At 36.7% G+C, this 22,774-nt stretch carries 24 protein-coding genes; 15 read left to right on the forward strand and 9 right to left on the reverse strand.

Annotated elements, in window-relative coordinates; all coding sequences use genetic code 11:
- Position 1 precedes the first annotated feature (1 nt).
- Positions 2 to 1,252, reverse strand: coding sequence for a helix-turn-helix domain-containing protein (locus tag MWJ95_RS02230; RefSeq protein ID WP_249103961.1), 1,251 nt, complete (start codon positions 1,250 to 1,252; stop codon positions 2 to 4).
- 138 nt (positions 1,253 to 1,390) lie between these two features.
- Here MWJ95_RS02230 and MWJ95_RS02235 point away from each other — a divergent pair, with 138 nt between their 5' ends.
- On the forward strand, positions 1,391 to 2,677 hold the full coding sequence (locus tag MWJ95_RS02235) for an MFS transporter (protein WP_249103964.1): 1,287 nt from the start codon (positions 1,391 to 1,393) through the stop codon (positions 2,675 to 2,677).
- A 240-nt stretch (positions 2,678 to 2,917) separates the two neighbouring features.
- On the opposite strand, the gene MWJ95_RS02240 is transcribed toward MWJ95_RS02235, so the two are convergent.
- The 4 genes from MWJ95_RS02240 to MWJ95_RS02255 form a co-directional block, all read right to left on the reverse strand.
- Positions 2,918 to 3,634, reverse strand: coding sequence for a LutC/YkgG family protein (locus MWJ95_RS02240; RefSeq protein ID WP_283164559.1), 717 nt, complete (start codon positions 3,632 to 3,634; stop codon positions 2,918 to 2,920).
- Entirely contained in the window at positions 3,634 to 5,061 is a 1,428-nt protein-coding gene (locus MWJ95_RS02245) for a LutB/LldF family L-lactate oxidation iron-sulfur protein (RefSeq protein ID WP_249071949.1), read from the reverse strand. Before MWJ95_RS02245 ends, MWJ95_RS02240 begins: the two co-directional genes overlap by 1 nt.
- A 123-nt stretch (positions 5,062 to 5,184) precedes the next feature.
- A complete protein-coding gene (locus tag MWJ95_RS02250) occupies positions 5,185 to 5,898 on the reverse strand; it encodes a (Fe-S)-binding protein (RefSeq protein ID WP_249103966.1) in 714 nt (237 codons plus the stop codon).
- Between the two features lie 199 nt (positions 5,899 to 6,097).
- Entirely contained in the window at positions 6,098 to 6,823 is a 726-nt protein-coding gene (locus MWJ95_RS02255; protein ID WP_283175697.1) for a FadR/GntR family transcriptional regulator, read from the reverse strand.
- 528 nt (positions 6,824 to 7,351) lie between these two features.
- Between MWJ95_RS02255 and MWJ95_RS02260 the strand changes: the two genes are divergently transcribed.
- The 4 genes from MWJ95_RS02260 to MWJ95_RS24395 all read left to right on the forward strand — a co-directional run bounded on the left by MWJ95_RS02260 (position 7,352) and on the right by MWJ95_RS24395 (position 9,200).
- Positions 7,352 to 8,062 (forward strand): cytochrome c biogenesis CcdA family protein, encoded by a 711-nt coding sequence (locus MWJ95_RS02260; protein WP_249071953.1) that lies wholly within the window; start codon positions 7,352 to 7,354, stop codon positions 8,060 to 8,062.
- 52 nt (positions 8,063 to 8,114) lie between these two features.
- Positions 8,115 to 8,483 carry a response regulator gene (locus MWJ95_RS02265; RefSeq protein WP_249071955.1) on the forward strand — a complete coding sequence of 123 codons (369 nt, stop codon included), beginning with the start codon at positions 8,115 to 8,117 and terminating at the stop codon, positions 8,481 to 8,483.
- Positions 8,484 to 8,505: 22 nt separating this feature from the next.
- On the forward strand, positions 8,506 to 9,003 hold the full coding sequence (locus MWJ95_RS02270) for a CcdC family protein (protein ID WP_249071957.1): 498 nt from the start codon (positions 8,506 to 8,508) through the stop codon (positions 9,001 to 9,003).
- A 62-nt stretch (positions 9,004 to 9,065) separates the two neighbouring features.
- Complete coding sequence (locus MWJ95_RS24395) at positions 9,066 to 9,200, forward strand: hypothetical protein (protein WP_283164561.1); 135 nt, start codon at positions 9,066 to 9,068, stop codon at positions 9,198 to 9,200.
- Positions 9,201 to 9,513: 313 nt separating this feature from the next.
- On the opposite strand, the gene MWJ95_RS02275 is transcribed toward MWJ95_RS24395, so the two are convergent.
- Both MWJ95_RS02275 and MWJ95_RS02280 read right to left on the reverse strand, forming a co-directional pair.
- Positions 9,514 to 10,464 carry a sensor histidine kinase gene (locus tag MWJ95_RS02275; RefSeq protein WP_249071961.1) on the reverse strand — a complete coding sequence of 317 codons (951 nt, stop codon included), beginning with the start codon at positions 10,462 to 10,464 and terminating at the stop codon, positions 9,514 to 9,516.
- 14 nt (positions 10,465 to 10,478) lie between these two features.
- Positions 10,479 to 11,177 (reverse strand): LytR/AlgR family response regulator transcription factor, encoded by a 699-nt coding sequence (locus MWJ95_RS02280; RefSeq protein WP_249071963.1) that lies wholly within the window; start codon positions 11,175 to 11,177, stop codon positions 10,479 to 10,481.
- 177 nt (positions 11,178 to 11,354) lie between these two features.
- Between MWJ95_RS02280 and MWJ95_RS02285 the strand changes: the two genes are divergently transcribed.
- Complete coding sequence (locus tag MWJ95_RS02285; protein WP_249071964.1) at positions 11,355 to 12,107, forward strand: ABC transporter ATP-binding protein; 753 nt, start codon at positions 11,355 to 11,357, stop codon at positions 12,105 to 12,107.
- Complete coding sequence (locus MWJ95_RS02290) at positions 12,091 to 13,257, forward strand: ABC transporter permease (RefSeq protein WP_249071966.1); 1,167 nt, start codon at positions 12,091 to 12,093, stop codon at positions 13,255 to 13,257. Before MWJ95_RS02285 ends, MWJ95_RS02290 begins: the two co-directional genes overlap by 17 nt.
- Before the next feature lie 113 nt (positions 13,258 to 13,370).
- Here the strand turns inward: MWJ95_RS02290 and MWJ95_RS02295 are convergent, their stop codons facing one another.
- Complete coding sequence (locus MWJ95_RS02295) at positions 13,371 to 13,799, reverse strand: DUF2621 domain-containing protein (protein ID WP_249071968.1); 429 nt, start codon at positions 13,797 to 13,799, stop codon at positions 13,371 to 13,373.
- A gap of 120 nt (positions 13,800 to 13,919) precedes the next feature.
- On the opposite strand from MWJ95_RS02295, the gene MWJ95_RS02300 reads away from it, so the two are divergent.
- From MWJ95_RS02300 to MWJ95_RS02330, 7 genes are all read left to right on the forward strand, one after another.
- Positions 13,920 to 14,135, forward strand: a complete 216-nt coding sequence (locus MWJ95_RS02300; RefSeq protein ID WP_249071969.1) for a DUF1659 domain-containing protein — start codon at positions 13,920 to 13,922, stop codon at positions 14,133 to 14,135.
- 12 nt (positions 14,136 to 14,147) lie between these two features.
- Positions 14,148 to 14,372, forward strand: coding sequence for a DUF2922 domain-containing protein (locus tag MWJ95_RS02305; protein WP_249071972.1), 225 nt, complete (start codon positions 14,148 to 14,150; stop codon positions 14,370 to 14,372).
- Between the two features lie 76 nt (positions 14,373 to 14,448).
- On the forward strand, positions 14,449 to 14,571 hold the full coding sequence (locus tag MWJ95_RS02310) for a YvrJ family protein (protein WP_082337366.1): 123 nt from the start codon (positions 14,449 to 14,451) through the stop codon (positions 14,569 to 14,571).
- A gap of 101 nt (positions 14,572 to 14,672) precedes the next feature.
- A complete protein-coding gene (locus MWJ95_RS02315) occupies positions 14,673 to 15,281 on the forward strand; it encodes an SCO family protein (RefSeq protein ID WP_249071974.1) in 609 nt (202 codons plus the stop codon).
- Between the two features lie 181 nt (positions 15,282 to 15,462).
- Positions 15,463 to 15,999 carry a DUF1572 family protein gene (locus tag MWJ95_RS02320; protein WP_249071976.1) on the forward strand — a complete coding sequence of 179 codons (537 nt, stop codon included), beginning with the start codon at positions 15,463 to 15,465 and terminating at the stop codon, positions 15,997 to 15,999.
- A gap of 259 nt (positions 16,000 to 16,258) precedes the next feature.
- On the forward strand, positions 16,259 to 17,938 hold the full coding sequence (locus tag MWJ95_RS02325; protein ID WP_249071978.1) for a methyl-accepting chemotaxis protein: 1,680 nt from the start codon (positions 16,259 to 16,261) through the stop codon (positions 17,936 to 17,938).
- A 267-nt stretch (positions 17,939 to 18,205) separates the two neighbouring features.
- Positions 18,206 to 20,167, forward strand: a complete 1,962-nt coding sequence (locus MWJ95_RS02330; RefSeq protein ID WP_249103968.1) for a methyl-accepting chemotaxis protein — start codon at positions 18,206 to 18,208, stop codon at positions 20,165 to 20,167.
- A 292-nt stretch (positions 20,168 to 20,459) separates the two neighbouring features.
- Here MWJ95_RS02330 and MWJ95_RS02335 read toward each other — a convergent pair whose 3' ends face one another.
- On the reverse strand, positions 20,460 to 20,729 hold the full coding sequence (locus MWJ95_RS02335) for a transposase (protein WP_308221855.1): 270 nt from the start codon (positions 20,727 to 20,729) through the stop codon (positions 20,460 to 20,462).
- 46 nt (positions 20,730 to 20,775) lie between these two features.
- Between MWJ95_RS02335 and MWJ95_RS02340 the strand changes: the two genes are divergently transcribed.
- Positions 20,776 to 22,737, forward strand: a complete 1,962-nt coding sequence (locus MWJ95_RS02340) for a methyl-accepting chemotaxis protein (protein ID WP_249103971.1) — start codon at positions 20,776 to 20,778, stop codon at positions 22,735 to 22,737.
- Positions 22,738 to 22,774 lie beyond the last annotated feature (37 nt).

Genomic DNA, 22,774 nt, shown 5'->3' on the forward strand with positions numbered 1-22,774 from the left:
TTTATTGAACCGAATTTATTTGCGCTTTAATTGAAAAATAAGTTTCTTCAATTTTTTGTTTATAAGGTAGATCAATTAAATCCTGAGAATCCTTATAGGTCATTTTGGCGATTTCGTAGGCAGTTGTTAGCTCACCGAATTGTGCATAGCAAAGAGCTTTGTAGGAAAAGCACTCATTTAAGCTTAATATGTCAAATGGATGTAAGACGAATGGGGGAACGTTTGTAAAATGTTCAAATGCTTCCTTAGCTTCTTCATAGTGACCTAGTAAATATAAGGACTTTCCTTTTTCCGAATAGTAAAAGTTTTTTTCGAAAATAACCGAATTATTATGCATAAGCGAACCAAAACGCTCTATTTCCTCTAGTGCCTGCTGATAATCGTGCGTGTAATTGTTATAATAATGCGCCCTTAATACGAAAATCAAAGCATCCACGCTCACTTGTTCGGCAAATATCCGATACTGCTCAAGCTTATTCAGCATATGTTCCACTTGCTCGAAATCATGGTCAATCATGGCACAAAACGCCCCAATACGATACATATCATCTATATAAGAATAAAATTGATTTTTATGTGCATTGGTAATGGTCTCATAAATAAGCTGTTTTCCTTCTTCATATTCACCAATTGCTAACTGAAAAATGCTAATATAATAAGCCATTTTCACAGTATCTCGCGAATCTAATTGGTACTTTTCCTGCTCAGCCTCTTCTTTCGCCTGCAAAATACAAGAATAAGCCATTTTGTAGTTTCTTTCTTCCGATAATATGCCCGACTCAAATATATAAGTTTCAAACCAATGGCTTAGTAAATTAATTTCTTTAAACATAAAGCGTGCCTGTTGAAGCGGTGATTTCCATGTCGTTAATTTCGCATGATGTTGTGCTGCTGCATATATATACAGTAAACGCCCTGCCTCATAACTAAGTGAAAGATCTTCTACATAAGGCTTAATCATCTCTACGATTTGCTGTACATGATCTGTATGACCTAGTTTTAATTCCGCAAATAAAATCTCTACCTGCTCTAAAAGATGACGTATGGAAGAGGAGGTTACTTGTTCAAGCAATTCACTTGCTTTGACGCCTAAACGTTCCGCTATATAATCAAGACTTTCCATCGAAGGCTTGGCCTTATCATTTTCAATTTGACTTAACATACCTTTTGTTAGACGATCACCGGCAAGTGCCTCCAATGTTAACTTTTGTTCCTTCCTTAATTTACGAATTCGTGTACCTAAAGAGTCCATTGCCTCGCCTCCTTTTTAAAACATGTTCTTTGTTTAATTATATTAAACTTTCACTTGCGAGGGAAGTGGGGGCTATGTTATATTTTGTTTAATTAAATTAAACTTTTTAACTTAGTTAAAAAAATGGAGGGATTTTTGATGAATGAAGCGCAAAAATATAAAAAGGCAACTTATCATTTATGGACATTTACAGCTAGTAAAATGATTTCGTTGCTAGGTTCCCATGTATTGTCATTTGGGATAGGTTTATATATTTTGGCACTAACAGGGTCAGCGATGAGTTTTGCGACAACCATGATATGTTCGATTTTGCCTCGTGCCTTGGTCGCACCTCTGGCAGGTTATGTAGCAGATAATTATTCAAAGAAACGCACAATTTTATTCGCGCAAGCAGGTACAATATTAACCGTTGCTGGGTTACTACTCTATACAGAAATGGTCGGTTTGTCGGTCTATGCTATTTATATGGCAACCGTTTTTAATACAATATGCGCTGCCTTTTCGGGTGTAACATTTACTTCCTCAATCGCAACACTAGTAGATCCGGAACGCCTACAAAAAGCACTGTCATTCAATCAAATGTCAGTGTCATTAGCAGCTATTGGAGGGCCAGTAATCGGGGGAATGATGTATGGATTTTTCTCCATGGAAGTTTTTTTACTTGTACATATGGTGGCCTATATGATTGCCTTTTGCTTAGAAGCGACAATGAATTTTACTCTCTATAGTACTAGGGAACAGACTGTAGAAAAGGAAAAAATGTGGGCTGGTCTTGCTAGTGGTTTTCATTATATAAAGCAACAAAAAGTAGTTAAAACAATCATGTGGATTTCGTTATGGATTAATTTGTTTTTCTCTGCCATCGTTGTAGGGGGGACATATATAATTATTGAATTATTAAAAGTAAAATCAACTCATTTTGGTTTTATTGAGGCTTCGGGTGCGGTAGGCATGCTTGTTGCTTCCATCTATTTCGCAACAAGGGCAGAGGTAAAGGCACCACTACGTTTTTCTAAATTCAGCTTATTGCTGTTGGCTAGCAGTTTAGGGCTGGCGGTTGTCCCATTAGTAACAAATTTATCCTATGTAACCGTTGTTATCTTTTATCTGGTAATTTACTTTATTTTCGCTATTTTTGAGATGGGAATTAATATGCCGATTATGGTTTATATGCAAAAGCTAATTTCAGAAGAATACCGTGGACGTGTATTGGGATTAATGGAAACAATGGCAATGTCAATGATGCCGATCGGAATGGTCGTTTACGGCATCTTGTACGATTCATTCCCAGCCACAATTATTTTACTTGTCACAAGTGTAATTATCGTAACGATATCATTAGTTATGCTGCGAACATCGGTCTTAAAAGAAGCACATCCAGAGTTTTATGAACAAAAGATAGTATCAAAGAGTGTAACAAATTGATGGCTCGCTAAAGGTATTAATAACGAGATGAGATTTATCAGCGAAAAAGGCAGTTTTATCAGCGATTTATGAAAGTTATCAGCGATGGTGGCAAATTTATCAGCGATTCGGAGCCATTCACCAGCGAATTTCACTAGTTTTAACGTTTAAAAAATAAAACCAGGCATGCCTTCAGCACTGAAGTATGCCTGGTTTGTTTTCAGTAACAAATCAATGCAGCGAATGCCAAGCGAAATTGATTTACTGATCCTCAATCACAATATAAGTTGCGTGAATGGGCCCATGTACACCAACAATAAGAATCATTTCGATATCTGCCGAATTACTTGGTCCAGTTATAAAGTTGATGCAGGAAGCGATTTGCTCGCCACTTCTAACTTTTTCGCTAATTAAGCGGGCTGCTTGCGTCATCCTTGGAACAATCGTACTTTTAGGGATTAAAATAATAGAGTTCTTTGGTAAAAAGCTAACGGATCTACCTTTATCTTTACTACTAAAAAGTACAGCAGTTGCTGATTCTGCTAATGTTATTTCACTTATCGTAATGCCGATGTTCGCTTTTTCGGCCTGTCGAATATTTTCCTCTGGCCGCTCGGAGTCCCATTCGTGCAGCTGAATATTTGCTTGTGGCCATTGCTCGGTCATCAATGGGGAGAGTCCATAGCTCTTAAAACGCTCATCTTTCCATGTTATAACAGATTGGCCTCCATAATACTCAACTACTTTTTGTAAATCTGTAGGAAGATTAGCTGTATTTGAAATGACAATATCCGTATGAATATTTTTGCATTGAGCAGCTAAAACTTTTACTAACTCATCTTTTGTCGCTTCTTTTAGGACACGATCTTGTGGATGATATTGCCATGTTGGTCGTGCTATTTCTGTTCTTGGTGCACGTCCAAGTTGTTTCGCAATGTTTGCTAAAAATACATCTCTATTTTCAATAGTACCTGTCATTATTCATCGCCTCCTTGTTGGCGGTGTTTAAACCAGTCGCGGAAATGATTTTTATTGGGAGCTGGAAAATCCCTTGCTTCCGTCCAAGCCTTTAATGGGCCAGGGCCATTTGAAATTTTCTGATCTTTCGTAAATGGAGCCATGGCTGGTGAAGCCACTTTTGTCGCCATTTTATATAGGGTAGGGGAGGAAGCACCTAAACCGAAGGCCTTCATTAAAAGCTTTTCTGATACAGGAGCTTTGCCTTCGTTTTCAACAATTACTTGTCGATGTCTATGGATAAGCTGATGTAACGGTATTTTGACAGGACAAGCATCCGTGCAGGCACCACATAAAGTGGAGGCATATGGTAACTCTTTGAAATCCTCATAGCCACCTAATAATGGCGAAAGAACAACACCTACTGGCCCAGAATAGATAGAGCCATACGAATGCCCACCAACATGTCGATAAACAGGGCAAGCGTTAACACAGGCTGCACAGCGGATACATTGTAAAATAGGCTGGAATTCACTACCTAAGATAGCAGAACGTCCATTATCGACGATAACTAAATGGAAATCCTCTGGTCCATCTGTGTCACCTTCATCTTTGATCCCCGTTAACGTTGTAATATAGCTTGTTAGCTTTTGGCCAACTGCACTTCTCGTTAATAAGCTTACTAAGACTTCCATCTCTTCAAATGTAGGAACAATTCTTTCCATCCCCATTACCGTAATTTGTGTTTTGGGCAAGGCTGTTACTAAATCTGCGTTCCCTTCATTTGTCACAAGTGTAATCGAGCCGCTCTCTGCAATAGCAAAGTTACAGCCTGTAATGCCTATGTCGGCTGTTAAATATTCATTCCTTAATTTTTGACGTACATATAAAGCTAATTCCTCTGGCTCTTCACTTTTCTCATAGCCTTGTTTTTCTTTGAAAATATCACGAATCTGCTCCTTATTTTTATGTAAAGCTGGAGCAACGATATGAGAGGGTGGCTCGTGATCATCTACTTGCAAAATGTACTCTCCAAGATCTGTTTCTATGACTTGGCATCCGAGTTTTTCTAAAGCGGCGTTTAGATCAATTTCCTCCGTTACCATAGATTTTGATTTCACAATTTTAGTGGCGTTTTTATTTTTCGCGATACTTTGAATATAGTCTGTCGCTTCTTTCGCAGTTTGGGCAAAGTAAACATGCCCACCTCTTTTTGAAACATTTTCACTTAGCTGGTATAAGTAATAATCTAAGTTCGCAAGCACATGCTTTCGAATTTCTTCACCGTGCGAACGCCATTCCTCCCAATGTCCGAGCTCATCAGCCTGTTCTAGCCGACGTGTCTGAAGGCGTTCCTGTGCGCTCGACACAGCTCCGCGCATAAATGTATTTTCTAATTCTTTCGCTACTCGATGATGAAAGCGTTCATTACTTGTTTTCATAGACATATTTCATTTACCCCCTTTTAGCTTCTTTCAGCAGATGTCACGGAACCGGCAAGGATTTCTTAATGTTAGCCTAAAAATCGCTTCGCTTTTGCGCACAAAGCCGACTCCGGACACGATTATGGATCAGCTATTTAATACTTCAGCAATATGCATGACTTTAATAGGTTTACCTTGCCGAGTAATGCGACCACCAATATTCATTAAGCAACCAGCATCAGCTCCGATTAAAATATCTGCCCTTGTTTCTTCAACATTCTGTACTTTCTCATTGACCATTTCTCCTGAAATATTGCCCATTTTTACTGAAAACGTTCCGCCAAATCCACAGCACCGATCTTTTCCTGGGAGTTCGACATACTGCAAGCCTTTAACCTGATTTAATAATTTTAACGGTGCTTCAGTAACTCCAAGTAAACGTGTCATATGACAGGAGGTATGATAGGTAGCCTTACCCTCTAAATGGGCACCTACATCCTCGACCTTCAATACATCTACTATAAACTCTGTAAATTCATATGTTTTATCTGCCAATGCTTGCGCTTTTGGCTCCCAAACAGGATCACCCCGAAATACTTCTGGATATTCTTTAAACATATAGGCGCAGGAACCAGAAGGGGAGACGACGTATTCAGCATGTTCAAAGGCTGTTATCATTTTCTTCATAGCATTTTGGGACTCTTTTACATAGCCACTATTGTACGCAGGCTGCCCACAGCAAATTTGATATTCAGGAAAGTCTAGGTCACACCCGAGCCTTTCAAGAACCTCAACAACAGCCTTTCCTACATCACCTTGAAACATATCAACTAAACAAGTCGCAAAAAGTGTTACTTTCATTCATAATCGCTCCTTTTTCCTCAAATAGATAAATCAACAGGTCATCAGATGACTTTGGAAGTAAATATATTGTTTTTATCATACTACAACTTTTCGGAAGAATGAAAGGTGTTTATTTGAAATTTTCGAAAAATTAATTATACTTCGGGGCTGAAAGAAGTAAAAAGCCGCCTATTCAAAACTAGGCAGCTACTGTTTATTATAAAGTTTTAGTTGTTTCAAAATATTGCAATAAGACATTCTCCACATTACTTAAATGCGAAGCCATAGCATGTTTTGCAAGCTCTTCATTTTGCTGTTTTATCGCGAGGAAAATTTGCATATGTTCATCATATAGCTTTTCGCTTGTAGTTTTTTTAGAGTACAACCATATTCGACGTGTTTCTCTCATCGTTTCGATCATTAAGCCTGAAACCTGGTCTAATATCGTTGCGAGTAGGGGGTTTTGAGACGCTGTAGAAATGGCCGTGTGAAATTGGAAATCCACTTTTTCCCCTAGCTCTCCATCACCTTGTACACGTTTCATTTCATCTAAAATTTGCATCATTGACTGTAAGTCTTCTTCAGTTCGATGAAGGGCTGCGCTAGCCGCTGCGCCTCCTTCTATAATTTTGCGTACTTCTAACAAATGTGAGATATCTTGCTTATTTGTTAAAATGGCAGTCGATAAGGGGAAATCGAGCTGTTTGGTTTGATTACTTTTAACAAATGTGCCTGAGCCTTGTTTAATTTCAATAAGCCCCATTGCTTTTAAAGCGGAAAGAGCTTCTCGGATGGCAGATCTGCTTACCTGTAATTGTTCAGCAAGCTGTTCTACTGAATCAAGTCGGTCACCAGGCTTCAGTTCGCCAGCTCTAATTTTTTCATAGAGGATTTCAGACACTTCCTCATATATTTTTTTTGGTTTAATTTTTCTTAATTCCAAGGACTACACCTCATTTATCTCTATCAATGGTTCTATTGTTTTTTATTATACATGAAGAAAAGTTATTTACTAATAATTTAGTAAATAAAAAAGGTATTACATTTAATCAGGTTTGTTAATAAAAAAATTGGTTTATGATTAAGTAATAAAAGTATTTTTTGTTGGTATTTTGCTAAAATATACTGATTGTAGCCCGTAGCAGAAATCAGGCTATTCGAATTTAATCGAATGTATAAAAACGGTAATCCGCAAAGCTGATATTTAATATAAGATCCTCTATATAAAGCTGTGCAGAATTATAGTGAATTTTATTGACAGATAAAACGAGGGGGCGCATAATGCAAAAGTACATTAACAAATACACTTTGATGTCATAAGGTATGAAAATTAAATTTTGTTTAATAGTATGATGGAACTTCACTTTTTCAACACCTTTTTGCCATGAAACGTTCACAAACAGGAAGGGCGCAATTTACAATGATTTTTGGTACGATGGAGACAGTAACTGTAAGGAGCGAGTGAGGAAATATGCAAACTGATATTAACGTATTTTTAGCTTTAGGTGCAGGGTTTTTAAGCTTTATTTCACCATGTACGCTACCGCTGTATCCAGCATTTTTATCATACATAACAGGTATGTCACTAGATGAGCTAAAATCGGAACGAGGTATGATGCAAAAGCGTGCAATTTTGCACACCCTCTTCTTTTTACTAGGATTTTCAATCATCTTTATTTTAATTGGTCTAAGTGCATCATTAGCAGCAGAGTTCTTCCTTAATTATAAAACATTATTACGTCAGGTTGGAGCCATTTTAATCGTAGTATTTGGTTTAATGATTGTAGGATTACTACAAATAGACTTTTTAATGAAGGACCGAAAATTCCAATTTAAAAACCGACCATCTGGTTATTTAGGATCGGTATTAATCGGAATAGCCTTTGCTGCTGGCTGGACGCCGTGTACAGGTCCAATTTTAGCTTCGATCATTGCTTTAGCAAGTGCAAATCCAACAGCAGGATTTAGCTATATGTTAGCTTATTATTTAGGTTTTGCGATTCCATTCTTCGTGTTATCGTTCTTTATAGCACGTATGACTTGGATTCGTACACATAGCCAAAAAATTGTGAAAATCGGCGGTTATATTATGATTGTCGTAGGTATTTTACTGTTCTTTGATGGATTAAGTTATATTACGCGTATATTAGAGCCTATTTTTGGTGGATTTAAGGGCTTCTAATCTGCTAAACTAAATGGGCATACCGTACTTTAACGTGGAGGGAGATGAACATATGCCTACAGTTTTAGTAGTGGATGATACGCTCTTTATGCGTGTTGCAATAAGTAATATGTTTACTGAGTGGGGTTATGAAGTAGTCGGCAAAGCAGCAAATGGGAAAGAAGCTGTGGCTATGTATCGTGAGTTACAACCCGATCTTGTAACGATGGATGTAACAATGCCAGTTATGACAGGTATTGCAGCAGTAAAAGAAATCATTCCTGAATTTCCAGATGCAAAAATAATAATGATTACAGCTTTAGGACAACAGAAGTTAATCGTGGAAGCAATTGAAAGTGGTGCAAAGGATTTTATGACAAAACCTTTTGAGCCAGAAAGATTAAAAGCTGTCGTTGATCAATTACTTGGACAAAATTGTTAATGACATTAGAGGAGGAATTTTTATGTTTAGCAATATCCCTTCTCAATATTATGTAATAGGTTCTACCATAATGGCCATTTTTATGGGTACCTTTGTCATGGTTTTACGTATGCGAGCATCTAAGAAACCTACCAATGAGAAGAAAATTATCATTCCACCTATTGCAATGTCTACAGGTGCGTTAATGTTTTTATTTGAACAATTTAGAGTACCGCCCATGCAAATCCTTGAAGCGGCTGCAGTCGGCGTGGTGTTCTCAACAATCTTAATTGCCACTTCTAAGTTTGAAGTAAAAGGTCAAGATATTTATTTAAAACGTTCAAAAGCGTTCGTTTTTATATTAGTCGGACTATTAGTGTTCCGTGTAATCGCAAAAATGATATTAAGTAGCTCGATAGACGTTGGTGAATTAGCAGGAATGTTTTGGATTTTAGCGTTCGCTATGTTACTCCCTTGGCGAATCGCAATGCTTATTCAATTTATAAAAATCAAAAAAACAATTCCGCTGAAGAATATGTAGTGGAGAAACTACACTAGAGATTTAATCTAGTGTAGTTTTTTTATGTGCGCGTGGTTTTGTTGATGGATAGAGTAGGTCGAGCGACGGATGAAGTTGGCGAAGCGATGGATAGAATCGTCCGAGTGACGGAAAGGGTAGCCAAAGCGAAGGATGGTAGAGTCAAAGTGAAGGATGAAAGAGGTCAAAGTGAAGGATAGAAATGAGAGCGACGGATAGTATTGCCGGAACGACGGAAAGAGTCGGCCGAGTGACGGAAAGAAAGGCAAAAGCGACGGAAGAAAGAGCCAAAGTGAAGGATAGAAATGAGAGCGACGGATAGTATTGCCGGAACGACGGAAAGAGTCGGCCGAGCGACGGAAAGAAAGGCAAAAGCGACGGAAGAAAGAGCCAAAGTGAAGGATAGAAGTCAGAGCGACGGAAAGAAAAACAAAAGCGAACGAATAATAAAAGAATCCTGTACTTTTACCGTACAGAATTCTTTTTACATGTCCATTTTTATAGAAATAGCTTTTAATGAACTGCAGGAAATTTTAGCTTTAGTGTAAATTCCTCATCTTTATAAGTGAAGTCTAAGAAACCATTATATTTTTGGACTATATCTTTAATAATCGTTGTACCTAGGCCTTCGTGCTCCTGCTTTGTTGTTAGCCCAGAGCGGTCAAATAAAGAATCTACGATGTTTGTAGGCAGTGGGATTGTGCTGTTTTTACAAATCAAAATGTATAAACCACTTCGTTTATAAAGCTGTAAACTAATAGTGCCCTTGTCTTGATTTAGTACTTGCCATTCTTGACAGGCTTCAATACTATTGGTTAGTATGTTGCCGAGTAATGCAACGAGATGTGTATCTGCTATAGGTAGTTGTGAGCAGGGGGTGTCTAAATCATAGAGGATTGTTATATTTGATGCTTTTGCATGTTTATACTTGTCGTGTAAAATGCCTGCTATAACTCCCCGTTCTCCCTTAATAGAGAGATTTGTTTCCTCGTAACCTTCCACAAGTTGATGTAAATAATCCTTAGCTGCAAGATAATCGTTCTTTTCCATTAAAAAGTGTAAGGCTGCTACATGTTTTAAAAAATCGTGCCGTTCCTGGCGAACAACTCTAAAAGTCTCATTAACTTGACTTTGTTGGGTCTGAATTTGATGTAAAGTTACTTGTAGCGATTTATTATTCCTCGACTCTTTTCTTCGATACCATTCCAATAAAAGAAAAAGAACTATTGCAACTAGATATATAGCGGAAGGGGCTACTAAGAAATAGATACTACACACAATTCCTTGAATCATACAAAAGAACAACTGTGGTGATGCAAGGCGATCTCTAAGCAAAAATACGATAATTAGAACGACTAAAGCTATCAAATAAATTGGAATAGAAAGCTGAAAAAATGTAATTTGTGCTTGTACATGAATGATTAAAAATAAAGTGAAATATAAAATAGTGCTAATTTGGGACAAATTAAACCACCACCTCAAAAATAATGTTTCTGTAAAAAATCAACGTTTTCTTTTGTAATCATAGCTTTTTCTTCGATTCCTTCAAATGACACCATGTACGAGTTCTTAGCATACAGGGAGAAGTTTGTAACAAAATGTATATTGATAATAAATGAGCGATGTGATCTAAGAAAATCTCGTTCTCGTAGTTCCCCTTCAAGTTCATTTAGTGTCTGGTAGGTTGTTATCGGACCCGTTTTTGTATGTATCGTTGTAGAACGACCAGATCGTTCAATAAAAATAATATCCTTTTTTTGGACAATGTGAATATTGTTCTTTTTCTTTAAATATAGGCGTCCAGTTATTTCAGATTTTTTATTTTTTTCCATTAATCGTTCAATGGATTGTATTAAACGTTCTCTCGAATATGGCTTCATTATATAATCATGAACTTGTAATTCAAATGCGTGAACTGCGTAGCCGCTATTAGCAGTGACAAAAATGACTGTAATATTTAAAGCATGCGAATGTATGATATCAGCTAGTTCATAACCGGATAAATGAGGCATTTCTATATCTGCAATTAATAGGTCAATGGACTGTTTCTTAATTTGTTCATAAGCTTCCTCCGCTGATGTTGTAGAAAAGATAATTTCAACATCCTCTACTGAAGAAATAATGCCATGAATTTTATCTAAATCTATTTGACGATCATCTACTATACCAATTTTCATATTTAACACCTTCAGCAAAATAAATATTATTTCTTTACTATCATAACAGATTATTTTTATTGTTTTTCTACAATTTTACCGATTCGCGACATAAAAAGGTATATTCGCGACATAATGGCAGACACCCCTAGTTTTGCTATGTAAGATTAAGCTAAGAAAATTGAATGAGGTGAGACAATGATTCAAATACAAGAAGTAACGAAGCAGTTCAAAGATAAAAAGAAATATGTCACGGCTTTGAAGCATGTATCGTTTGAGGTGAAGCAAGGAGAGGTATTAGGGTTACTTGGTGAAAATGGCGCCGGAAAGACGACTTTGTTGCGTACAATTGCAACATTATTAGATCCCACAACTGGTCAGGTCTTAGTTGGAGGATTTGATACGGTAAAACAGTCAGCAGAAATTCAAAAAAAGATTGGTGTGCTTTTCGGGAGTGAGACGGGATTATATGACCGATTTACCGCACGCGAAAATCTCGAATATTTTGCAATGTTATATGGACTTGGCAAGCATGAAACAAAAGTACGAATTGATGAACTTTCAAAAATGTTTGGAATGAGAGACTATATGGATCGTAAGGTAGGAAGTTTTTCAAAGGGCATGCGTCAAAAGGTTGCTATTGCACGTACCCTTGTACACAATCCACAAATAATATTATTTGATGAGCCAACGACGGGTCTCGATATCACTTCCTCAAATGTATTTAGACAGCTTGTTCATCAGCTAAAAAGGGAAGGAAAAACAATTATATTCTCTAGTCATATTGTGGAGGAAGTATCTATGCTTTGTGATGCTGTTGCAATGATTCATAAAGGCGAATTGGTTTATCACGGATCACTTGAACAGTTGTATGAGCAAGAAAGCAGCCGAGATTTGAATTTTATCTTTATGAGTAAATTAGTAAGAGGTGAAGATGACTATGCTATTTAATATTTATCTTAAAGAATTGAAAGACTGTTTTCGTGATCGCCGAACACTATTATTAACAGTTGTTTTACCGATTGTGCTTATGACATGCTTTGTTTTTGTTTTAGAGCAGTTTGCTTCACATGGGAAAAATGAAGTGTATACAGTTGCTGTTAAACAACCATTTGACGAAGCCGATAGAGATATATTTGCAAACTATAAAAATCTCGAATTTATAGAAGTAAACGATCCTAAAAGTGCAGTTATAGATGGGCGTGCAATTATTGGGCTTGAATTTAGTAGAAGTGTTACGGAAGTTGAAAAAAGTAATGATACGATGGAAATTACAATCATTGGAGATGTACTTAGTCAAAATTCCGGGATTGTTATGTCCAATATAGAAAGTGCATTATCGGATTATGAAAAAACAATCATTAGTGAACGATTACAACAACTTCAGATTGATGCTTCTATTATGGAGCCGTTTTCTATTGCTTATGAGGAAACAATTGAGGGAGATTTTTCATTGGCGATGATTGCTTATTTAATCCCTTTAATTTTGGCGGTAGCAGTTGGCATGGGAGCAGGTCCATCAGCGGGAGATTTGTTTGCAGGAGAAAAGGAGCGTAAAACGATGGAGGCTATTTTAATGACTCCTGTAAAACGTTCTACGTTATTAATGGCAAAATGGCTGACGACTACAACTATCGCATCACTTACAGGAATTATCACATTAATCGTGGTTGTCAGCGAGATCGTCTTATTTACAACAGATTTAAAAGCCGCTATTTCATTAGGAGAAGCAACGTATATTGTCTTAATAACAGCTATTTTGACAGCAGTTGTTTATGCTTCAGTATGTGCATCCTTCTTAATGTTGACAAGTATTTTAGCAAAAACCGTTAAGGAGGCCCAAACTTATAGCACACCGTTTTTAATGCTTGTAATACTCCCTGCAATGTACATTATGGGTTTAGGCATTAATGAATTAGAAATTGTGCATTTTGCTATTCCAATTGTCAATTTATTTACGATATTTAAAGAGTTACTTTTTGGAATTGTTCAGTTTGATCATATTGCTATTACATTTATAAGTAATCTTACTTTAACTTTAATCATCTTTATCATCTGTCGGATTTTGTTTATGAAAGATCGATGGGTAATGAATTCATAGATAAAGAAAAGTAATGCTTATGGGCAATTTATGTAATGAAAAGTTACCCCGAAGCATTAGTAAACATGTATATAGCGGAAAAACGCTGCACAAAAACAGTGTGCAGCGTTTCTTCATTCAAATAGATGTTCATATGGAGCGATGTCAATTTGCATTTCATCTAATTTTTTACGTAAAAATTTATGGTCGCGTTTAGGCGTTGCTTGAATATAGCCGCGAATAATCAATTCTTGGCTAATGGCAGGTGCTTTTTCTTCTAAAGCAAGCTCGCCAATTTTACCCGCTATTTTTTCCTTCGCTACTTGTCTAAATAGCTCAGGTACAGGGCTTACAAGCTCATATAAAAGCTCTTTTTCAGGTTGTCCCCATAAATGAATGGTTTTATCTAAATAATACTCCTGCCAATCTAAATCAGATTTACCGTCCTGTTTCGGTAATGCCTTTAAAAATTTGCGGAACATAAAAAACCCGCCAATCCCCATAAATGAAATGAGTACAACTACCCAAAATAGGATAAACCATAAAAACCAACCACTTAACAAATCGTTCACCTCTTTGTCTTCTCTCACTCTATTATAAAAGCTTCCATAAAAAAATTCATCCTAAATGTCCCTTTTTTAGCAACTAGTCGGTATATATTGTGTAGAAAGGAGGTGACCCTCATGGCAAAAGTCAATTTTGTAGGCGCTACACTGCGCTTAAAGTATGTCGATAGGCACAATGCACAAAACGAGCCCATGTTCACAACAAAGACGTACCGCAATTTAAACGGCTCGCATACGGCAGAGGATTTAGTAGAGGTAGCATATGCCATTGCAAGTCTATCTTCACACGCACTAGACAGTATAGTAAAACTAGAAACAACAGAATTATCCTAAGGAGGGAAAGTTATGACACAAGTTTTAGAGCTACAATTTGAAACATCAGCAGGGAAAAAGGCCACATTTTCTATTGATGCGCCGAAGCCAAAATTAACAACAGAAGACATTCAGAAGGTAATGAAAAAAATGATCGCTAAAAACGTTTTTGATGGACAAGCTGGCACTCTAGTTGCGATGAGCGGAGCTCGTATCGTTGACCGACAAGTAACAGAATTTGATTTAGGGATCGAATAATCATGGAATGGTCTTTGCAGAATGTACTGCAAGGACCATTTTCAGTAATAGTTTATCTTGCGAAGGAGGGGATAATATGGAACAGTGGTTAAACATGATATCGGATATCGGTTTTCCTATTTTAGTGTCGTTTTATTTACTGCACCGAGTAGAAGTTAAATTAGATGCAATTCATGATGCACTTGTTTCCTTAAAGTGAAATCGATTTCACAAAGATGTACGAAAGATGTCACTTGAGTGTCCTTGTCAATAGTGACATCGTACGATAGGATGGGGGTAGTAGTGGGGAGCGTGTTAAAGATGAAAAATAAAATAATTGGGCTTGTTCTACTTTTTGCATTAGCAGCAGTGCTCAGTGCGTGTGGAAATACAAAATTTAAAGCAGATTATAGCTTGGAATTACCAGATTTTGAACATGTTAATCAACGCGGGGATAAAGTTTCTTTAGACAGCTTAAAAGGAAAACCGTGGATTGGTATGTATATTTTCACAAATTGTAGATCAATTTGCCCACCAATGACCTTTAATATGACGCAAGTTCAGGAAAAGCTAAAGAAAAAAGGTGTAGAGAATTATAATATTGTTGCGTTTTCAATTGATCCTGATGTGGATAAGCCACAAGTATTAGCTGATTATTTGGGTAAATATAATGTTCCGGATAAATCGAAATGGAATCTTCTTACTGGATATTCACAAAAGTATATCGAGCAGTTTGCAGTTAAATCAACGAAAATATTAGTAAAAGATGATCCTAATACCGACCAAGTAATACACGGAAATCAATTTTTCTTAGTTGATAAAGATGGCGTAATCGTAAAAATGTATTCAGGATTTGCAAAGAATGCGGATGATGTGCCAATTGACACAATTGTATCAGATATAGAAACATATATTGATGAAAATTTATAATGGATGAAAGGAAACCGTCTCGATTAACGAAGAGACGGTTTTTTTTTATGGACGAAATTTAATCTTTTATAATTTTAACATCATTTAAATAGACGATTGAATAAAAATCAATCCACAATGTATTTTCTAAGTTTAAAAAACTGCATATATTTAGTTTAATAATATCCGGGGGCGTTTATAAATGAGCATTGAGCAGACTTATTTAAATGTTATTCTAAAAAGGTTTAAAAGTATGAAAGAATTAGGCGATAAAACTCTCTGTCAATTAAATAACGAACAACTACATTGGGCTTTTAATGAGGAATCCAATAGCATTGCCGTTATAGTAAAACACGTTGCTGGTAATATGATCTCGAGATGGACTGATTTTTTAACGACAGATGGTGAGAAAGCAACGAGAAATCGTGATGATGAATTTACGGATAGCCTACAAACTATAGAAGAGGTCATTACAGTATGGGAACAGGGCTGGCAAGTATGTTTAGACGCTTTACAAGGATTAACGGAAGTAGATTTACAAAGGGTTGTAACGATAAGGGGAGAACAGCATTCTGTTATAGATGCTATCGAAAGGCAAATGGTTCATTATTCACAACATGTCGGTCAAATCGTTTACATTGCTAAGCAAGTAAAGGGCTCTGAGTGGCAAACATTAAGTGTGCCAAAAGGGCAATCTCAAGCATTTACAGAGTCTATGTTAAAAAAACATCAAAGATAGAAATGGGGCCGTCTCACTAGTGTGTGATGGCTTTTTTTGGTGTGTTGGGCATTTCTGTACCAGTTACTGACGAAGACATTTTGAATGCTGATAAAAACTTTTTAAAAGTTGGAGAAGTCAAGGCATTTAGAGACTTGTTTTATTTTTTGTAAAATTTTAGTGTTAATTTATGATAAAAGGCGCACTCCTTATAGGATGATAGATATATTTAGGCTATACTCAAGAGAGATAATGTAAATAGTAGAATAGAGGGAGTCGTATGAGATTAACGGTAGAACGAAAACTGCAATTTGCTTTTGGTATAGTATTTTTATTTCTATTACTAATCACTAGTATTGCAATGTATTATTTAAATGACAATAAACAGACACTTGCGGAAATCGAAAAAAACACGGAATTAATCAATTTATATAATGATATTTCCTTCCAAACGGTTCGGGCAAACGCAGCCATTCGAGGGTATATGTTATATGGGAAAAAAGATATGCTCGACAATCATCTTGAAATACGAGATACCTTACATAAATCCATTCTTCGTATTGAAGAACTCGGACATAAAAATGCAGATTTTGAACAATTTTTAAAGCAGTTAGAGGAATGGGAAAAACCTATAGATGATCAAATTGTACCGCTTTTTCAAAGTGGTGATAAACAGCAAGCACAGCAGTTAGCATTACCAATTTTAGGGAAAGGTTCTCTCAAGCTCGTTGAGTTTGGGAAAACGATGGCAACGGCTCAGCAGGACGAAATGCAAGCTCGTATAGAGGCTACAAAGCAAAAAGGCGACAGAAGTGGCAAAGAAATTGCTGTACTAGCAATAGTTTCCTTGCTTATAAGCATTATTATTGCGACAGTTTTTGGGCGAAGAGTAGCGAAAAATATTCAACAAACTGTAGTAGAGATGGACAAATTCTCAAATGGTAATTTACAAACACACCTGCAATTTAAAACAAAGGATGAGTTTGCACAGCTGGCTGCTTCCTTTAATTCGATGTCAGAAAAGCTTAGACATACTATGAAGCATGTAGCTAATTCATCTGAGCAGGTAGCAGCTACTTCCGAGCAGCTTACAGCGAGTAGTATGGAAGTGACACAGGCAACAGAAGTTGTCTCAGAATCGATCCAAGATATTGCCCACGGTATTGAGGAACAGGATACATTGACAGGTGATGTACGAAACTTATCCTCACACATTTTGAAAAAAATGGATGACATATCAACGAGTATTGATCATGTAAACGATGCAACGGTAGAAACTAAAAATATGGCTAGCATAGGACGTTCATCTGTTCGAAATGTCATTGAACAGATGAATGAAATTGCGGATAATACAGCAGAACTAAGTACTCGTGTTAAAGACTTAGATGAAAATACAGCAGCAATTGTCTCAGCAGTCAATGTTATTAAAAATATTGCGACTCAAACAAATCTATTGGCTATCAACGCCTCTATAGAAGCTGCACGCAGTGGTGAGCATGGCAAGGGCTTTGCAGTAGTGGCAGAAGAGGTACGAAAGCTAGCAGATGAATCAAATTTAGCAGCAGTAGATATTGAAAAAGTCGTAGGGCAAATTACTGAGGATACAAGAATTATCGAGGAAGACATGATCAACAGTAATGATTCAGTAAAAGCCGGTCGTGAAAAAGTTAATGTGGCAAGAGATAATTTCATACAAATTGACAATGCCATTAATGACGTGCAGGCACAAGCACAATCAGTTACAGCAGCCATTCGAACGATCCATCAAGATATCGAAAAACTTGTAAAAGAAATCGACTACATTAGCGAAGTGTCGATGAAATCGAGTAGCAATGTTCAAAGTGTCGCGGCATCCGCTGAGGAACAAAATGCAGCGATGGAAGAAGTAGCTGCAGCCTCTACGCATTTGGCGAAAATGGCGATAGACCTACAAGAATCAATTCAGACATTTAAATATTAACAACAAGAGCCCCTATGCATCATAGTTAAAGTATGATACATAGGGGTTTTATGCTTAACTACTTAATGAAAAAGTGCAAGAATCGAAGAATTTATGCTAGGAAAATCAAAAAAATGAAAAAGGGGGTTTGAATTTTAGTATTTCGTCCGATAAAACTTAAGGAGAAAATTTAATCGATCCAAGAAGGGAAATGTGTGAACAGGGACGGTTTCCTTTTAAAGGAAGCCACAAAATATACGCTTGTAAAGTTAAAAGGAGAGCTATTACATGAAACGATTATTTGGAAACTTTAAGGGGAAGCTCTATACATTATTTGCTCTTATCTTACTAATCCCAGTTATTTCTGTCGGAAGCTTATCGTACATTTCGGCAAAAGATTCGATAAAAGACGAAATACTATTTAGTGCGGATGAAAGTGTAAAAATTTTAAACTCGTTAATTGATAATACGATCAGTGCAAAAACAAAGGACATTAGTGTGTTTAGTGAGGATATAAATTCTACGATGTATGAACAGCAGGGATCTGCAGTTCGAACAAAATTTCAACAATATATAAAGTTGCATCCAGAAGTTCTAAGCATTTATCTTGGAACAAGTGATGGAGCAGTATTTGTAGAGCCATCATCAAATAGTGCTGATTACAATCCTCTGGATAGAGATTGGTATAAAGAAGCTACGGCTTTGAAGGGAGAAACGCTAATAACAGAGCCGTATAAGGATATAGCGACAGGGGATATGGTCGTTACAATTGCTCGTCAGGTTAAAGATCAATCTGGGGTAGTAGCAATTGATTTAAAATTGACAAACCTTCAAAAAGTTTCGGACTCTATTAGTATCGGAAAAAAAGGATATCCTTCTATTTTTGGTGAAGATAAAATGGTTATTTCACACCCAACTATAGAACCGGGTAGCGAAATAAATGAAAGCTTTATCGACAAAATGTACGACAGCAAATCGGGAACGTTTGAATATGTCTTTGACGGTGATGACCGTATTATGTTCTTTACAACGAATGAGCTGACGAATTGGAAAATTACCGGCACGATTTTTACAAATGAAATTAACGAGTCAGCATCTCCTATTTTATATCAAACGATACTCGTGTTAATTAGTGCGATTGTTATCAGTACGGTTGTTTTCTATTTTGTTCTGAAGGGCATCATAAAACCGATTAAATTGCTCAAGGATAGTGCAGTCACGATTAGTAAAGGCGATTTAACAGAGACAGTGACAATCACATCTCATGACGAGATTGGACAGCTTGGACAAGCCTTTAACGATATGCAAGACAGTTTAAGAACTCTAATTCAAAAAATTGAACAAAATGCCGAAGAGGTAGCTTCGTCTGCAGAAGAGCTAACAGCCAATGCTAACCAAACGAGCATTGCTACTGAAAAAGTGGCTATTTCGATACAAGATGTTGCGACGAGTGCTGACACGCAAACGACGAGTGCTAACAAAAATGCAGAATCTTTACAGGAGCTTTCGAAGGCCATTCTTCATATTGCAGAGATCTCTTCTACTGTGACGGATCTTTCGCAGCATGCAACACTACAAGCAGATGAAGGTGGACATGCAGTTCAAAATACAAAAGATCAAATGCAGTCTATTCATGTATCGGTGACCGATTCAAACACGAAAATTCAAACACTACATGAGCGCTCTAAGCAAATTACATCCATTTTAGATGTGATTACAAGTATTGCAGATCAAACGAATTTACTTGCTCTCAATGCAGCAATTGAGGCAGCAAGAGCAGGGGAGCACGGAAAAGGCTTTGCAGTTGTTGCTGATGAAGTAAGAAAATTGGCGGAGCAATCTCAGGAATCTGCACAGCAAATTTTCGAGCTCATTCATGGTATTCAATTAGAAACAGAACAATCTGTAAACATTATGGCAAAAGTGACAGAGGATGTTGAAAATGGACTACAAGTATCGGATGAAGCTATCACTAAATTCCAAGTGATTAAGACAAGCATGGATAAAATTACTCCTAAAATGGAAGAGGTCTCTTCTGCATCTGAACAGATGTCAGCAAGTGTACAAGAGGTAACAGCTGTTACGGAGGATTTGGCATTCTCCGCACGAGGAAATGCAGCTGCTTCAGAGGACGTTGCAGCGTCTACAGAGGAACAATTAGCTTCAATGGAAGAAATTAATGCTTCTGCACAAGCGCTTGCGCATATGGCAGATGAACTAAAACAGCTAATTAGTCAATTTAAATATTAATAGACATACGAAAAAATGCCATTCCTCCTTTGAGGGGTGGCATTTCAAATTGTTTAAAAACTATTGTTTCAATGAGAGTAAGATTTCATTTTAAATAAAGAATGGCTCCTTGGTAAAACGTTGTTAATAGAAAGAGGTTGTTTTTCGGATAAAACAGGATTTTGTTTCGATAAATCTTTGAAGTACTCAATCAACATTAATAAACGAGACTGGGACATAACTAATTGATAGAAAAAGAGAAATCGAAATAGCACGATTTCTCTGACCAAGTCATTCTATTTTCTTTACCTTTTTAAATAATGGTAGTGTATTTACGAAGATTTAATGGCGTCAAAACAGAACCTACTTCGTTTTCAACCTTATTTTTACTACGGAAAGGAAATCGAATAAAAGGAATATTTTTCTTTAAGAATCCAAAAATAGATTCCACATTGATTTTTCGTTGTCGATAGATGATACCATTTTTTTCTTCTGAAAGCTTATGATGAAGCCTAGTTAAATCAAAAAAATGAAAAAAGGGGTTTGAATTTAAGTATTTCTTCCGATAAAAGCCTTGGGCGATATTTCATCGATCATAAGAATTTTGAAGATAAAAGGAGAACTGTTACATGAAAAAATTATTTAGAAGCTTTAAGGGTAAGCTCTACATGTTATTTGCTCTTATCTTACTAATCCCAGTTATTTCAGTAGGGAGCTTATCGTATCTTTCGGCTAAAAATTCGATAAAAGAAGAAATACTTTTTAGTGCGGATGAAAGTGTTAAAATTTTGAATACGCTAATTGATAGTTCCATTAGCGCAAAAATAAACGAAATTACTTCATTTAGCAAGGAAATAGATTCTTCTAAGTACGAACAGAAGGAAACCACAATACTACCAAATTTTCAAGAATATATGAAGCTGAGTCCAGATGTTTTAAGTATTTATATTGGAACAAATGACGGAACTTTCATTCAAGAACCAAAAATAAATAGTGCGGATTATAATCCTTTGGAAAGAGATTGGTATAAAAGGGCTAAGGCATTAAACGGCGAGACTTTAATTACGAATCCTTACATAGATGCAGGTACTGGAGAAATGGTCGTAACAGTTGCTCGTCAGTTAAAAGATCAATCTGGGGTAGTGGCAATTGATTTAAAATTAACAGACCTTCAAAAAATTTCGGATTCTATAAAAATCGGAAAAAATGGATATCCTTCTATTTTTGGTGACAATAATTTGGTCATTTCGCATCCAACTTTAGAAGCAGGTGGCGAATTAAAAGAAAGTTTCCTCGACAAAATATACGACAACAAATCGGGAACGTTTGAATATGTCTTTGACGGTGAAGACCGTATAATGTTCTATACAACAAATGAATTAACAAATTGGAAAATCACAGGGACAATTTTCACCAAAGAAATTGACGAATCAGCATCACCTATTTTGAAAAAAACGTTTCTCGTCCTAATTGCTGCGATTGTAATCAGTTCGATTGTTTTCTTTTTTGTTATAAAGGCAATTATAAAACCGATTAGATTACTAAAGGATAGTGCAGTCACGATTAGTAAAGGCGATTTAACAGAGACAGTGACAATCACATCTCATGACGAGATTGGACAGCTTGGACAAGCCTTTAACGATATGCAAGACAGTTTAAGAACTCTAATTCAAAAAATTGAACAAAATGCCGAAGAGGTAGCTTCGTCTGCAGAAGAGCTAACAGCCAATGCTAACCAAACGAGCATTGCTACTGAAAAAGTGGCTATTTCGATACAAGATGTTGCGACGAGTGCTGACACGCAAACGACGAGTGCTAACAAAAATGCAGAATCTTTACAGGAGCTTTCGAAGGCCATTCTTCATATTGCAGAGATCTCTTCTACTGTGACGGATCTTTCGCAGCATGCAACACTACAAGCAGATGAAGGTGGACATGCAGTTCAAAATACAAAAGATCAAATGCAGTCTATTCATGTATCGGTGACCGATTCAAACACGAAAATTCAAACACTACATGAGCGCTCTAAGCAAATTACATCCATTTTAGATGTGATTACAAGTATTGCAGATCAAACGAATTTACTTGCTCTCAATGCAGCAATTGAGGCAGCAAGAGCAGGGGAGCACGGAAAAGGCTTTGCAGTTGTTGCTGATGAAGTAAGAAAATTGGCGGAGCAATCGCAGGAATCTGCACAGCAAATTTTCGAGCTCATTCATGGTATTCAATTAGAAACAGAACAATCTGTAAACATTATGGCAAAAGTGACAGAGGATGTTGAAAATGGACTACAAGTATCGGATGAAGCTATCACGAAATTCCAAGTGATTAATACAAGCATGGATAAAATTACCCCAAAAATGGAAGAGGTATCTTCTGCCTCTGAACAAATGTCAGCAAGTGTACAAGAGGTAACAGCTGTTACGGAGGATTTGGCATTCTCCGCACGAGGAAATGCAGCTGCTTCAGAGGACGTTGCAGCATCTACAGAGGAACAATTAGCTTCAATGGAAGAGATTAATGCTTCTGCACAAGCGCTTGCGCATATGGCAGATGAGCTAAAACAGCTAATTAGTCAATTTAAATATTAAAAGAATAGCCAAAAACGCCATTCCAATGAAGGAATGG

This window comes from Lysinibacillus sp. Bpr_S20 (genome assembly GCF_023337835.1).
Taxonomy (GTDB): Bacteria; Bacillota; Bacilli; order Bacillales_A; family Planococcaceae; genus Lysinibacillus.